Origin of the sequence: Streptomyces sp. NBC_01017, assembly GCF_045162795.1 — a bacterium.
GTDB lineage: Bacteria > Actinomycetota > Actinomycetes > Streptomycetales > Streptomycetaceae > Streptomyces > Streptomyces machairae.
Genome location: NZ_CP108683.1, coordinates 11,165,998 through 11,180,163, shown reverse-complemented (window position 1 = coordinate 11,180,163; position 14,166 = coordinate 11,165,998). Strand labels below are relative to the sequence as shown.

Annotated in this window: 10 protein-coding genes and 5 pseudogenes; 10 read left to right on the top strand and 5 right to left on the bottom strand. The window is 66.8% G+C overall.

Annotated features, from left to right (window positions below; translation table 11 throughout):
* The first annotated feature begins 37 nt into the window (after positions 1-37).
* Positions 38-748 carry an IS630 family transposase gene (locus OG331_RS51325; RefSeq protein WP_406190679.1) on the top strand — a complete coding sequence of 237 codons (711 nt, stop codon included), beginning with the start codon at positions 38-40 and terminating at the stop codon, positions 746-748.
* Between the two features lie 566 nt (positions 749-1,314).
* Here the strand turns inward: OG331_RS51325 and OG331_RS51320 are convergent.
* Complete coding sequence (locus tag OG331_RS51320) at positions 1,315-2,382, bottom strand: IS110 family transposase (RefSeq protein ID WP_406190682.1); 1,068 nt, start codon at positions 2,380-2,382, stop codon at positions 1,315-1,317.
* A 198-nt stretch (positions 2,383-2,580) separates the two neighbouring features.
* On the bottom strand, positions 2,581-2,772 hold the full coding sequence (locus OG331_RS51315; RefSeq protein WP_406190685.1) for a hypothetical protein: 192 nt from the start codon (positions 2,770-2,772) through the stop codon (positions 2,581-2,583).
* On the opposite strand from OG331_RS51315, the pseudogene OG331_RS51310 reads away from it, so the two are divergent.
* The 3 genes and pseudogenes from OG331_RS51310 to OG331_RS51300 all read left to right on the top strand — a co-directional run.
* Positions 2,725-2,913: pseudogene (locus OG331_RS51310) on the top strand (helix-turn-helix domain-containing protein); the annotation flags it as partial. The gene OG331_RS51315 and the pseudogene OG331_RS51310 sit on opposite strands and share 48 nt — an antisense overlap.
* A 70-nt stretch (positions 2,914-2,983) precedes the next feature.
* The gene (locus OG331_RS51305) at positions 2,984-3,670 is read left to right on the top strand and encodes an IS630 family transposase (RefSeq protein WP_406210871.1); all 687 of its coding nucleotides are present in this window, start codon (positions 2,984-2,986) and stop codon (positions 3,668-3,670) included.
* A gap of 69 nt (positions 3,671-3,739) precedes the next feature.
* Positions 3,740-5,017 carry an IS701 family transposase gene (locus OG331_RS51300; protein WP_406190687.1) on the top strand — a complete coding sequence of 426 codons (1,278 nt, stop codon included), beginning with the start codon at positions 3,740-3,742 and terminating at the stop codon, positions 5,015-5,017.
* A gap of 110 nt (positions 5,018-5,127) precedes the next feature.
* On the opposite strand, the gene OG331_RS51295 is transcribed toward OG331_RS51300, so the two are convergent.
* Positions 5,128-6,261, bottom strand: coding sequence for an IS630 family transposase (locus tag OG331_RS51295; protein WP_406190614.1), 1,134 nt, complete (start codon positions 6,259-6,261; stop codon positions 5,128-5,130).
* Between the two features lie 145 nt (positions 6,262-6,406).
* Here OG331_RS51295 and OG331_RS51290 point away from each other — a divergent pair, with 145 nt between their 5' ends.
* The 3 genes and pseudogenes from OG331_RS51290 to OG331_RS51280 form a co-directional block, all read left to right on the top strand.
* On the top strand, positions 6,407-7,684 hold the full coding sequence (locus tag OG331_RS51290; RefSeq protein WP_406190343.1) for an IS701 family transposase: 1,278 nt from the start codon (positions 6,407-6,409) through the stop codon (positions 7,682-7,684).
* Positions 7,685-8,081: 397 nt separating this feature from the next.
* On the top strand, positions 8,082-8,879 hold the full coding sequence (tnpB, locus tag OG331_RS51285) for an IS607 family element RNA-guided endonuclease TnpB (RefSeq protein ID WP_406190690.1): 798 nt from the start codon (positions 8,082-8,084) through the stop codon (positions 8,877-8,879).
* A pseudogene (locus OG331_RS51280) lies at positions 8,863-9,469 on the top strand (IS200/IS605 family accessory protein TnpB-related protein); the annotation flags it as partial. The gene tnpB and the pseudogene OG331_RS51280, both read left to right, overlap by 17 nt.
* Positions 9,470-9,535: 66 nt before the next feature.
* Here the strand turns inward: OG331_RS51280 and OG331_RS51275 are convergent.
* Positions 9,536-9,724, bottom strand: a pseudogene (locus OG331_RS51275) (hypothetical protein); the annotation flags it as partial.
* 359 nt (positions 9,725-10,083) lie between these two features.
* Here OG331_RS51275 and OG331_RS51270 point away from each other — a divergent pair.
* Positions 10,084-12,654, top strand: a complete 2,571-nt coding sequence (locus OG331_RS51270) for a CehA/McbA family metallohydrolase (protein ID WP_406190693.1) — start codon at positions 10,084-10,086, stop codon at positions 12,652-12,654.
* Positions 12,655-12,763: 109 nt separating this feature from the next.
* On the opposite strand, the pseudogene OG331_RS51265 reads toward OG331_RS51270, so the two are convergent.
* Positions 12,764-13,017: pseudogene (locus tag OG331_RS51265) on the bottom strand (IS5/IS1182 family transposase); the annotation flags it as partial.
* A gap of 106 nt (positions 13,018-13,123) precedes the next feature.
* Between OG331_RS51265 and OG331_RS51260 the strand changes: the two are divergent.
* Positions 13,124-13,276, top strand: a pseudogene (locus OG331_RS51260) (IS6 family transposase); the annotation flags it as partial.
* A gap of 432 nt (positions 13,277-13,708) precedes the next feature.
* On the top strand, positions 13,709-14,146 hold the full coding sequence (locus OG331_RS51255) for an ATP-binding protein (RefSeq protein ID WP_406190695.1): 438 nt from the start codon (positions 13,709-13,711) through the stop codon (positions 14,144-14,146).
* Positions 14,147-14,166: the final 20 nt, after the last annotated feature.

Here is a 14,166-nt window from a genome sequence, read left to right as displayed (position 1 = left end):
GGTCCGGGTGACCACGACGGGTGTTCGCGGAGCTTCGATGATCATGCGTGCGCGGGTGCTGCTCGCGCTGGACACCTCGGTGGGTGAGGTGGACTCCAAAGAGGCGATCGCGACCCGGCTCGGCGTCTGTGGTGAGACGTTGCGGCTGGTCGCCAAGCGTTTCGCCGAGACCGGTGGCGATGTTCACGCCACGGTCGCACGGAAGAAACGCGACCTGCCGCCGGTGCCCTCGCCGGTGACCGGCGAGGTCGAAGCCCGGCTGATCGCGATGGCATGCTCCCAGCCGCCCCCGGGCCATGCGCGGTGGTCGCTGCGACTACTGGAGAAGCACGTCGCACTGGTTGAGGACATCCCCGATCTGGACCACTCCACCATCGGCCGGATCCTAAAAACGGAACTGCGCCCTCACCTGAAGAAGTGCTGGACCATCCCACCACGAGCGAACGCACAGTTCGCAGCCCGGATGGAAGACGTCCTCGCCGTCTATGCCCGACCCTACGACCCGGCACGTCCGGTGGTGTGCATGGACGAAAAGCCCTACCAGCTCCTCGACCACGTCCGCGGCCCAATCCCCGCCCGACCCGGCCGCGACGCGTGCCAGGACAGCGAGTACATCCACTGTGGCACCTGCTCCGTCTTCGTATGGACCGAACCCTTACGCGGATGGCGTCGCACGCAGGCACTGTCCCGACGGACCCGGATCGACTGGGCCGGCCAGGTCAAACAGCTACTGACACGGCAGCTGTAGTTCCAGCGTCTGGGCTGGTCAGTGTCTTGTCGGGGGTGCGTGCGGGCATGAGGACGGCCACCGCGATCATGAACGTTTGTGACGACGTATCAAGACACGGTGGCCGCGGAGGCCACGATAGCGGAGCAGACGTGGGGCGAGACATTCGGGAGGGTCATGGCAACCGTCGCGGGCTGTTTCACACGGCGTGAAACGCGGGCGACAGCCGCCGAGTTGGTCGCCGGACTGTTGCTGGAGGTGGACACGCGGAACTGCTGGACGCTCGGGCAGGCGTTGGGACATCCGGGCCCTCACCGGCTGCAGCACCTGTTGTCCCGTGCCCGGTTCGATCACGATCGGGCGGGGAAGGAGATCGTCCGCCTGGTGGCCGGTGAACTAGTAGGTCGTCGCTGCTTAGTTGTGTCATGTCTGGGAGGCTGGTATCTGTCAGATCCTTCTCGCTTGTCAGACAGGGCTGTTGTTATGGGTTCGCAGAAGAAGCGGCCGGTCAGGCTGACCACGCAGGACCGTGAGGAATTGGTCCGGGTGACCACGACGGGTGTTCGCGGAGAAGCTCCTATTTCCTGTCAAGCGGCCTGTGCAAGGTCGGCCGTCGTGATGTTCGTGCAGGTCAAGGCTCTGAAGACCTCACGGGCTATGTAGCGCTTGAGGCAGCGGATGATGTCCTTCTTCTGCAGTCCCTGCGCAGTGCGTCGGGCCACGTACTCGCGGGTGCGGCGGTCGTGCTGCATGCGGACGACCGCGATGCGGTAGAGGGCTGCGTTGGCGGACCGGTTGCCTCCCCGGTTCAGCCGGTGGCGGTCGCGGCGGCCGGAGGAGGCCGGCAGAGGTGCGGCGCCGCACAGATGGGCGAAGGCTGCCTCGGAGCGCAGGCGCTCGGGGTTGTCGCCGACTGCCGCCAGGAGGCGGGCGGCGGTCTCGGGCCCGACGCCGTTCACGGCCAAGAGCATGGGCGCGGCCTGAGCCGCCAATGTGGTCAACTCGGCGTCATACTCGCTGATTTCACGCCCGAGGTCCTGGTATCTGCGGGCAAGGCGGCGCAGGGTGAACTTGGCCGCGGCGGTGGGGTCGGCCAGGTCCGGTGTCGGTCGGAGCCTGGCGCATGCGCTGATCAGGTCTGCTGCTGCCAGAGGGCGCAGTTGGCTGCGCAGGGTGTCGGGCGCGGTGACCAGGAGGCTGCGGATCTGGTTGATGGCCTGGGTGCGGGCCTTCATGGCCGAGGTGCGGGCGTTGTGCAGGACCCGCAGCCCCTCGGCGGCACCGGTGTGGGTCTTGGGGATGACGCCCGCACGTCCGGAGGCGACTGCCTCGGCGGCGGCATAGGCGTCGATGGGATCGGACTTGCCCAGCTGGCGGCGCATGCGCCGGTCAGGCCGGTTGATGTCGAACACTTGCAGGCCGGAAGCGGCCAGGACGCGTGCGAGCTGGGTGCCGTAGGATCCGGTGCCCTCGACGCCGACGGCGCGCACGCTCCCGAAAGAGCGCAGCCAGGCCAGCAGGGCGCGGTAACCCTCGCTCGTGGTCGGGAACTGAGCGTCGCCCAGATGCCGGCCGATGGGGTCGACGGCGGCGGCATGGTGGGTGTCGGCGTGGGTGTCCACGCCTCCGAAGACGTCCGGGCGCTGATCGGCCATGATGGAGGTGCTGTCCTTCCGGGTTGGCAAGAGGGGCAGCACACGCCGGTCGGGCGGCGGACAAAGCAGTGACGGGGGCTTCTAGCCCAAGCTCCTATCAGGTCACGAGCGCCCGATCGGCTGTGTGCGTGGTGGCCCCCCGCAGCGAGTCGACAGTTCTCCGACATGACAGCCCGTGGGCGTCAGCTTCGATGTGGGTCAGACCCGGCGGAGGACCACGGCACCATCATCACTGCTTCGATGATCATGCGTGCGCGGGTGCTGCTCGCGCTGGACACCTCGGTGGGTGAGGTGGACTCCAAAGAGGCGATCGCGACCCGGCTCGGCGTCTGTGGTGAGACGTTGCGGCTGGTCGCCAAGCGTTTCGCCGAGACCGGTGGCGATGTTCACGCCACGATCGCACGGAAGAAACGCGACCTGCCGCCGGTGCCCTCGCCGGTGACCGGCGAGGTCGAAGCCCGGCTGATCGCGATGGCATGCTCCCAGCCGCCCTCAGGCTATGCGCGGTGGTCGCTGCGACTACTGGAGAAGCACGTCGCACTGGTTGAGGACATCCCCGATCTGGACCACTCCACCATCGGCCGGGTCTTAAAAAACGGAACTGCGCCCTCACCTGAAGAAGTGCTGGACCATCCCACCACGAGCGAACGCGCAGTTCGCAGCCCGGATGGAAGACGTCCTCGCCGTCTATGCCCGACCCTACGACCCGGCGCGTCCGGTGGTGTGCATGGACGAGAAGCCCTACCAGCTCCTCGACCACGTCCGCGGCCCAATCCCCGCCCGACCCGGCCGCGACGCGTGCCAGGACAGCGAGTACATCCGCTGCGGCACCTGCTCCGTCTTCGTATGGACCGAACCCTTACGCGGATGGCGTCGCACGCAGGCACTGTCCCGACGGACCCGGATCGACTGGGCCGGCCAGGTCAAACAGCTACTGACCGTGGACCACCCCGACGCCGAAACCGTGGTCCTGGTGATGGACAACCTCAACACCCACACCATCGCCTCCCTGTACGAGGCCTTCGAACCAGAAGAGGCCTTCGCCCTGGCTCAACGCCTCGAGATCCACCACACGCCCAAGCACGGCTCCTGGCTCAACATCGCCGAGATCGAACTCTCCGCGCTGACCCGGCAATGCCTCGACCGCCGGATCGGCGACCTCGACACACTCAACACCGAACTCTCGGCCTGGCAGAACGCCACCAACACCCACCAACGCCAAGTGGACTGGCAGTTCACCACCCATGACGCACGCATCAAACTGCGCCACCTTTATCCCAAGAATTAGCCACGACAGTCTACTAGTAGGACTCCGTTATGTCTGCCTGTCGGTCCTGTTTGGGGGAACGCTGAAGGTGTGGATACACATGAAGTGAACCGGGCTCGGGCGAAGTTGGCGTTATTCGTGGCTGATGTGTTCGCCTCGGTGCCGCGCAAGGACCAGCGGGCCAAGAGCGACTGCTATCTGCGGGGACTGATGGTGGACGGTCGCCGCAAGTCCATCCAGGCCATGGCGCAGCGGCTGCCGGACGGCAACGAGCAGAATCTGCAGCAGTTCGTGAACCAGTCGACGTGGGATCCGCTGCCGGTGCGGCGGCGGATTGCGCAGCGGATGGTGCCGCTGGTCGGTCCGGACGCGTGGGCGGTCGATGACGTGTCGTTTCCCAAGGACGGGAAGATGTCGGTGGCGGTCGCCCACCAGTACTGCGGGGCGCTGGGCAAGCAGGCCAACTGCCAGGTCGCAGTGCGTGTGCACGCGGTCTCCGACACGGCGTCCTGTCCGCTGCAATGGCGCCTGTTCGTGCCTGAGGAGTGGGCGCACGATCCGGTTCGCCGGCGCAAGACCGGGATGCCCGACGAGATCGGGCACCGGGAGAAGTGGCGTCTGGCCCTGGACACCATCGATGAGCTGGCCGGATGGGGTCTGGTGCCTCCGGTTTTGGTGGCCGACGCCGGCTACGGACAGAACGCCGACTTCCGCGACGGCCTGGAACATCGCAGCATCGACCACGTGGTGGCGATCCGCTCGGATGTGACCGTCCACCCGCATGATGCGATGCCCATGGCCCCCACCTGGTCCGGCAACGGCCGCAAGCCCCAGCCCCGCTACCGCGACAGGCCGACTCCGGTGGCCGCGCTGGTGGCCGGCCACGGACGGCAGGCCTTCACCGAGGTGACCTGGCGGGAAGGATCCCGCGGACCGCTGCGCTCACACTTCCTGTCCCTGCAGGTGCGGCCCGCCGGGATCAAATCCAAACGCCTCGCCCAGGCCGCCGCCCTCGCCTCACACGGCCACTGGGACGGCGTCCTGCCTGAGGTCACACTGCTGGCCGAATGGCCCGACGGCGCCGAAGCACCCACCGGCTACTGGCTGTCCAACCTGCCCGCAGACACCCCAATCGCCGAACTGGTCCGCCTGGCGAAGATCCGCTGGCGCATCGAGCACGACTACCGGGAACTCAAGCACGGCCTCGGCCTGGACCACTTCGAGGGACGTTCCTGGAACGGCTGGCATCACCACGTCACCCTGGTCACCGCCGCCCACGCGTTCCTCACCGAACAGCGACTGGCCCCAAAAGCCGATACAGCCAACTCACCCTCTACCAGACCCTCGACGCCATCCAGGACCTGCTGAACTGCTGGACCGGCACCTGCACCACCTGCCACCGCCCCCTGCCCAGAACATCCACCACCAGCCAAAACCCCAGAGCCAGAGCAACCTAACGGAGTCCTACTAGTGCCGTATCAGGCAACGTTCGCCCTGTTGACTACCTTGCGCAGGCGTTCGTCGGCGGCGTGCTTGTTCCGCCAGATGATGTAGCGGCGGATCATGCTGCCCTGCTCCTTGTGGCTGGCATGGTCGGTGCCGTCGAGTGCGAAGTAGCGCAGGGCGGTGAACTGGGCCTCGATGCGGTTGAGCCAGGAGCTGTTGGTCGGGGTGTAGGCGAATTCGACGTTGTTGGCCGTGGCCCAGTCGCCGACGCGGGTGTCCTTCTTGGTGGTCAGGTGCGGGGAGAAGTTGTCGAGCACGATCGCGATCCGGGTCTCGGCCGGGTAGAGGCTGCGCAGGTAGCGGCAGAACTCCAGGAACCTCGTCCGGTTCTTCTTCGGCTTGATGTGGCCGTAGAGCCTGTCCCGGGCCAGGTCATAGGCGGCGAGGAGGTGGCGGACGCCGTGCGGGCGGGTGTAGGTGGCCCGTCGGCGGGGGCGGGGTTCCCGGTCGGGGTCCTTGTGCTTCCCGCCGCGCTCGGTCCACTGCCGGCCGGGGTGAGGCTGGAGGTTGAGCGGGCCGAACTCGTCAAGGCAGAAGACGACTTCTGGTTCGCCATCGTCGGGTATGACCTCGCCGTCGGCGATGGCGTAGAGGTGCTCGACGCGCGCTTTCTTGGCGGCGTAGTCGGGGTCGCGGGAGGTCTTCCAGGTCTTTATGCGTTGAAACGAGACGCCCTCCTCACGGAGCAGAACCCGAAGGCCCTCGTGGCTGATGTCGTCGACCACCCCCTCGGCGACCAGGAAGTCGGCCAGCTTGGCCAGGCTCCAGGTCGAAAACGGCAGGCCGTGCTCGGCAGGCTTGGACTTGGCGGTCTTCTTGATCTCCCGGCGTTCGGGGAGAGTGAAGGTCTTGGGCCGACCGCCCTTGTACTTCGGGTAGAGCGAGTCGAAGCCGTCGGTGTTGAAGTTGTGGATCACGTCCCGGACTCGGTCCGCGCTGGTGAATGTCACCTCGGCGATCTTCACCACGGGCATGCCCTGCGCGGACAGCAGCACCATCTGGGCCCGCCGCCAGGTCACCACCGACCCCGTGCCTCTACGGATGATCCGCAGCAGGCGCTGCCCCTCGTCGTCATCGATCTCACGGACGCGTACTCGTTCTGCCACCCAGACAGCTTGGCCGACACCGCGCCGTCCGGACCAGCATCCGAACGGCGCGTCACATCACCACAGGGCAAAGGTTCTCTGATGCGGCACTAGTAGGACTCCGTTATGTCTGCCTGTCGGTCCTGTTTGGGGGAACGCTGAAGGTGTGGATACACATGAAGTGAACCGGGCTCGGGCGAAGTTGGCGTTATTCGTGGCTGATGTGTTCGCCTCGGTGCCGCGCAAGGACCAGCGGGCCAAGAGCGACTGCTATCTGCGGGGACTGATGGTGGACGGTCGCCGCAAGTCCATCCAGGCCATGGCGCAGCGGCTGCCGGACGGCAACGAGCAGAATCTGCAGCAGTTCGTGAACCAGTCGACGTGGGATCCGCTGCCGGTGCGGCGGCGGATTGCGCAGCGGATGGTGCCGCTGGTCGGTCCGGACGCGTGGGCGGTCGATGACGTGTCGTTTCCCAAGGACGGGAAGATGTCGGTGGCGGTCGCCCACCAGTACTGCGGGGCGCTGGGCAAGCAGGCCAACTGCCAGGTCGCAGTGAGTGTGCACGCGGTCTCCGACACGGCGTCCTGTCCGCTGCAATGGCGCCTGTTCGTGCCTGAGGAGTGGGCGCACGATCCGGTTCGCCGGCGCAAGACCGGGATGCCCGACGAGATCGGGCACCGGGAGAAGTGGCGTCTGGCCCTGGACACCATCGATGAGCTGGCCGGATGGGGTCTGGTGCCTCCGGTTTTGGTGGCCGACGCCGGCTACGGACAGAACGCCGACTTCCGCGACGGCCTGGAACATCGCAGCATCGACTACGTGGTGGCGATCCGCTCGGATGTGACCGTCCACCCGCATGATGCGATGCCCATGGCCCCCACCTGGTCCGGCAACGGCCGCAAGCCGCAGCCCCGCTACCGCGACAGGCCGACTCCGGTGGCCGCGCTGGTGGCCGGCCACGGACGGCAGGCCTTCACCGAGGTGACCTGGCGGGAAGGATCCCGCGGACCGCTGCGCTCACACTTCCTGTCCCTGCAGGTGCGGCCCGCCGGGATCAAATCCAAACGCCTCGCCCAGGCCGCCGCCCTCGCCTCACACGGCCACTGGGACGGCGTCCTGCCTGAGGTCACACTGCTGGCCGAATGGCCCGACGGCGCCGAAGCACCCACCGGCTACTGGCTGTCCAACCTGCCCGCAGACACCCCAATCGCCGAACTGGTCCGCCTGGCGAAGATCCGCTGGCGCATCGAGCACGACTACCGGGAACTCAAGCACGGCCTCGGCCTGGACCACTTCGAGGGACGTTCCTGGAACGGCTGGCATCACCACGTCACCCTGGTCACCGCCGCCCACGCGTTCCTCACCGAACAGCGACTGGCCCCAAAAGCCGATACAGCCAACTCACCCTCTACCAGACCCTCGACGCCATCCAGGACCTGCTGAACTGCTGGACCGGCACCTGCACCACCTGCCACCGCCCCCTGCCCAGAACATCCACCACCAGCCAAAACCCCAGAGCCAGAGCAACCTAACGGAGTCCTACTAGCTGCTGTGGAGTCCATCAGTGAATCTCGGCCTTCGTCAGGTTCTCTTGATCGTTGGGGTTGCTGGTGTCGGGTTGTCAGCGGGGGCAGGTACGGTTCTTGGGGTGATCACGACGCATGCCTACCGGTTTGCGCTGGACCCGACGCCGCGTCAGGCCGGTGCGATGTCCGGCATGCCGGCGCGGCTCGTGTCGCCTACAACTGGGGTCTGGCCGTGGTGAAGGCGGTCCCGGCGTGAGGCGGAACGCTCCTACGGCATTGCCGAGGCGGAGTTGACGCCTACGGTGTCGTGGTCGATGTACGCGCTGCGCAAGGCGTGGAACCAGGCAAAGGACGCCGTTGCCCCCTGGTGGGTGGTGTGCTCGAAGGAGGCGTACGCCACCGGTCTTGACCGGCTCGCGTCTGCGTTGAAGAACTGGGCCGATTCCAAGCGGGGCAGGCGCAGGGGCCCGCGGATGGGTTTCCCGCGCTTCAAGTCGAAGCGGAAGGCCACGCCTTCGGTCAGGTTCACCACGGGTGTGATCCGGCTGGACGGGCGTATGCATGTGGTGCTGCCCGTGCTGGGGCGGATCAGGACACACGAGTCCACATGCAAGCTCGGCCGCCTCATCGAGGCGGGGAGCGCGCGGATCAAGTCCGCGACCGTCGGGCAGGAGGCCGAACGCTGGTTCGTCTCCTTCATCGTGGAAGTCCAGCGCGCGGAGCGTACGCCCACCCGGCCGGATGCGGTGATCGGCGTCGATCTCGGGGTGAAGACCCTCGCGGTGTTCTCCGACGGGCGCCCGGCCACCGAGAACCCGAAGCACCTGGCCGAAGCACAGCGGAAGCTGGGCCGCCTGTCCCGTACGGTCTCCCGCCGCCGAGGGCCCGACCGGCGCACCGGACAGCAGCCCTCGAACCGGTGGAAGCGCGCCGACGCCCAGCGCAACCGCGTGCACCACCGCGTCACCGCGCTGCGCCGGGACGGCATACACAAGCTCACCACCTCCCTGGCCGGGGAGTACGGCACCGTGGTGGTGGAAGACCTCAACGTCGCCGGCATGGTGAAGAACCGGAAGCCGGCCCGCTCGATCGCGGAGCGCAGACCACCGTGACGCCCAGATCCGGCACGCCATCAGCCAGTTGCTGCACTGGGCCGACCGGTGCGGCGTCAAAGCCATCGGCCTGGAGAACCTGGACTTCGCCGCCGAGAAGACCCGCGAGAAGCACGGCAGACGTAAGCGCTTCCGGCAGCTCATCTCGGGCATCCCGACCGGCAAGCTCAAGGCCCGGCTCGTGTCCATGGCGTCCGAACACGGCCTGTCGATCGTTGCCGTGGACCCGGCGTACACGTCGATGTGGGGCGATCAGCACTGGAAGAAGCCCCTCACCTCGAAGAAGCGAAAGATGTCCCGCCACGATGCCGCCGGCATCGCGACCGGGCGACGCGCCCTCGGGCACCATCCGGCGACGGACGGCACCGCCCACGCAGCACCACAGCGATACTGCGGGGCATCGGACCGCCCAGGCCGGACCAGACGCACGAGGGCGTGAGGGAACCCGCCCACCCGTCACGGAGTATGCACACGATGCACGCAGCCGGACGGAGACACAGCGAACGCGGGAGACCAGCGCATCAAACACCGTTCGCGATGCGCGCAGTTCCGGGAGCCGGCAGCAAATGTCACTCCAGGACACTGGTTAGGAACGGTTGGTCCCAGGACAAGATCCGCGCTGAGGCGCTTGACCAGGCCGCAGTGGTGTGGCCGTTGGCGCAGGCCTGTCCGAATTTCAGGCACCACCGGCGCACCGTCTCGTAGGACACGACGACGTCGCGCTCGATCATCAGCTCCTCGACCTCGCGAAACGACAGCGGGAACCGGAAGTACAGCCACACGGATCTGTTCCCGGACAGCACCTGTCCGATCACAGACTTCTCTGACACGCGCCGCAGGTACATCACGGCCGGCGGACTGGCGCCGGTGGAGTCCGAACGAGCCGTCACCGCAGTCCGGTCACGCTCGCACCAGCAGGCTCAACCGCATAAGGAAGTCCTCCACGCCTCCAAGAGATTGACAACCAGGGCGTCACCTGAGAGCGAGCGGCCCGCGGGCGCCGAGCCTGAACGACTGCCTCTTCACCCGCCTGCAGCCCTGCCTTTTTGGCCCTTGTTAGTGCGCTCGATGACTGCAACGATGCAATCCTTCTGGCATGTATAGGACAAGACCTGCAGTGTGGTCAGTTTACCTGCGCGGACAGTAGCCGTCGGACATGGCGGCCTCAATCTGTGTGCCTCACGCCTTGGTTGAAGGAGACGCGATGCGGGATCGGCGCTGCGACAAGATTCACGAGCTGCCCTCAAGGGCCGCCGCCGAGGCCGAGGACGTCAGTCGTCGTAGCCTGCTGCGGTGGAGTGCGTTCCTGGCTGCCGGGGGTGTGGCCACCCTGGTCCCGGCCAGCATCGCCAGTGCCGCCACCAGTGGCACGCCCGGTCAGAAGGAGACGACGACTTACAAGGGAACTGCGCCCTTCGGGTTCGACCAGTGGATCTCCATAGAGCTCGACATTCCGGCCGGTGTGCAGCGCATTTCGGTCAGCTATTCCTTCGAGCCGCAGACGAGTCCCAGCCTTCCCGGTACCTGGAACAACGTGATGGACATCGGCATCCTTGGGCCGACCGAGTTTCGCGGCTACTCGGGCAGCGCCCGGAAGGAGTTCACGCTGTCGGCCGCGGACGCCACCCCTGGCTACGTGCCGGGGCCCATCCAGCAGGGCAAGTGGTCGATCATCCTGGGGCCGATGGTGGCCGAACTGAAGGGCATGGGTTGGCAGGTGGACGTGACTCTCGATTACGGTGATCCGCTGCCCACCACCACTCCCTACGACGTACTTCCCGCGAGCATCCCGAACACCGGTTGGGGGTGGTATCGGGGTGACCTGCACATGCACACCGTGCACTCCGACTCCCAGCGCACGGTGGACGAGCGGGTCGCTGACGCCCACGCCGCCGATCTGGACTTCATCGCCATCTCCGACCACAACACCAATGCCGCTGGGGTGTCCTGGAGGGGCAACATCCCCAAACGAATGCTGGTGATCAACGCCGAGGAGGTGACGACCCGGCACGGGCACTGGCTGGCGGTGGGCATCCCCCAGGGCGACTGGATCGACTGGCGATACAAACCGTCGGATGGCAAGTTCGACGCCAACGTCCAGCAGGTGCGCGGCCTGGGCGGCTTGGTCATCGCCGCCCACCCTATGACGCCGGCGTTCGGTTCGGCCTGGGAGTTCGGCCTGGGCCTGGACAAGATCGACGCTATGGAGGTGTGGAACGGGGCCCCTGGGTCCGGCACGCGACCCTGGACGGGCGACGACGAGCTGAACCTCATCGCCTGGCATTTGCTGCTGTGCGCGGGCAAGCGGGTTCCCGGCCTGGGCAACAGCGATGCCCACTCCCTGGGCGACGGCCTCGTGGGGACGCCCCAGAACGTGGTGTGCGCCAAGACCCTCTCCAAGGCCGCGCTGCTGGACGCGATACGCCGGGGCAGGCTGTATGTGGCGGAGTCGTCCCAGGTGACGGTGGATTTCACCGCCAGCGCCCGCGGGACGAGCGCCGGCCCCGGCGAGACACTGCCCCTGGGCTTCTTCGACGCCGTGGACGTCGTCGCCAAGATCTCCGGTGCCCCGAACACCGTGGCCACCCTCGTCACCGAGTGGGGCGTCATGGCCTCCATCCAGATCGACGCCGGCGGAAGTGGCGTGCTGCGCTGGCGCGGCTGGGGCAAAGCCTCCATGTTCGCCCGCGTCGACGTCCGCCGCATGGAGCCCTCCTGGAGCGTGCTGAGCCAGATGGTCGCCTTCACCAACCCCATCTGGTTCTACGGAACTCCCACCGTCAGCGACCCGAACGTTCCCGCCATCCGCCTGCGCGGGCACGCCACCCCCGAGATACCCTTCGGCACCAGCGGTACCAGCGAGCGAGCACTGCCGGGCATCACCCATTACACGGAGCGCTTCGCCGCAGCGAGCGTATCCCTTGCCACTCCCCCGCCCCCGGGCCGCAAGACGGCCCTGACCATCGGCGACGACCAGCACTTGTACCTCACCGTTATGAGATGGAACGGCATGTGGGCCGAGTGGCTCCAGGTACCCAACCCCGGCGGCGCGGCCGACCTCAAGTTCCAGACGGCCGACCTCGCCGGGATGCCCGACGGCACCACCCAGTACCTCGCCACCGGCATGGACGGCATCCTCTACCACCAGACGGGTGATGCCAGCATGCCAGGCCGCCTTGGACAGTTCAGTGGTTTCCAGCCCGTGCCCGGGACGGACGGGTCGCCCACGTGGCGGGCGGCCAAGGTCGCCGCCGAGGGAATGCCTGACGGCACCACGCAGGTGCTGACCTACCGGCTCGACGGCAGTCTCTACCACAACATCCGCCGCACCGACGGTTCCTGGGTCGGCTGGACCCGCCTCGCGGGCTATAGCGTCACCCCGGCCTTCGCCGGTACGGCCCTGTCCATGGTTGGCATGTCCGACGGCTCGTCTCAGATCCTCGCCATCGGGCTCGACGGCCTCGTCTACCACCAGATCCGCTACCCGGATGGCCGGTTCACCGGATTCCGTCAGGTTCAAGGCATCAAAGGCCCGACCATGGCCGCTAGTTCGGTCGACATCGCCCTCGACACCTACTACCGCCAGAACTCAGTCCGAGTCGCCGCCGTCGGTCAGGACGGCAACGTCTGGTACGTCACCCGCATGGCCGACGGCTCGTGGAACGACTGGCAGCAGGCCACCACCTCCACCAGTAAGGGCTTCCCCTACGCCCGCGTCGTCATCACGCCGGGTGATGCATGGGGAAACAAGTACGTGGCCCTCTCCACCCTCTGACTGCGAACCCGGTACCGCCGGGCGGCGGGCGTTGCCGCCGCCCGGCGCCCTCTACAGGTTCGCCGAGCAAGCTGGCGCCGACGAGATCGCCTCCTGGGGCTATGAACTCCTAACAAGGGCGTCGGACATGTCGGTGGGTGATCAGGCAGGTTGCGAGGCCTAGGAAGGCCTCATGGATGTCGTCGCGTCTCTCCCATCGGATCCGCAGGCGGCGAAGCCGTGCAGCCAGGCGCCCAGGCCGGAGCCGTGCTCCGCGCCTCGTTCGGCGATGACCGGGCGGATGCCGCGCTTCCAGAGCAGTCGCTGGTACTTGTCGTGGTCGTAGCCGCGGTCGGCAAGCAGCGCATCGGGAACTGCACCAGGAGCCCTGTCTTCATGCACGGCCACGACGAAATCACCCGCCGACCGGCCACTTTCGATCACTCCGCACTCAAGATCGATAGGACAACGGCTTCTGACAGCACCCGGGCAGCGCGAACGCGCGATGAAAGGCTTCCGGTCCGTCGGATCAGCACAACGGTTCCGCCCCCACCGGCACCTGACGACCGCCGGCCGCCACCGCCACCACATGATGATCCGCTTCGCCCTCTGGAACCACATCACCGGCCGGCACCGGCCTGCCCGCCAACGACCTGGACCACAGGCCACCCCGCCCCCGGTCACGCCCTCAACCGATCACGCCCCCGACAACGTGACAGCACCTTACATACATGTTGACCTATTCCTGCGGCGGCCTCTCTGCGTCATTGCCGGGTTTCCTGCGAGTTTTACTGCGTGGGTGCATTGACGGCGAAGGAGCTCCATACCTAACATGTATGTATGGAGCTCCCGTACGGACCATCGACTCCCGAGAGTCGGGGGGAGCCATTCCAGTGGCGCGTGCCCGGTGTCGCCGAGCAGTGCGCGCCATCAGAGGCGCAGGGCTCCCGACCGGTGGCTGAAGAGGTCAGCGAGGCATGTCATGGATTCCATACGAGCCGGTGTCGTCACATCACGCAGGTTCCATCCCCTTCCGCGCCGGACGGTGCCAGCAGCACATGTTGCGGTTGCTGACGTGCCTGAGCCGGACACCCGCCGGCAGCAGGCGATGATGGCGCTCCCGGCGGAAGCATGCCGCGTCCGCACCGTCCGGCACTTCGTCGCCGCTTTGTTGAGGAGCTGGGGAGTCATCGAGTCGGACCGGGACACCGCATGTCTGATCGTCAGCGAGCTGGCCGGTAACGCGGCTCAGCACGGTGGCGCCGAGATGACGGTGTGCGTGAGCCTGTCGGCTGAGTCTCTGTGCATCGACGTGGTCGACACCGGTTCTGCCTCGCGTGTGCCGCACCCGCACTGTGGTGACCTTGACGAAGAGCACGGCCGCGGCCTCGGCATCGTCGATTGCCTGGCAGATTGGATTGACGTAGTTGCAGAACCGGACAGGTGGCGAAGTCGTGCCGGCCTCAGGGTCAGCAGGGCAGTCCCGGCTCAGCGCATCCTTCCGGCTGCCTAGAAGCCAAAAGCGGCAGGTTC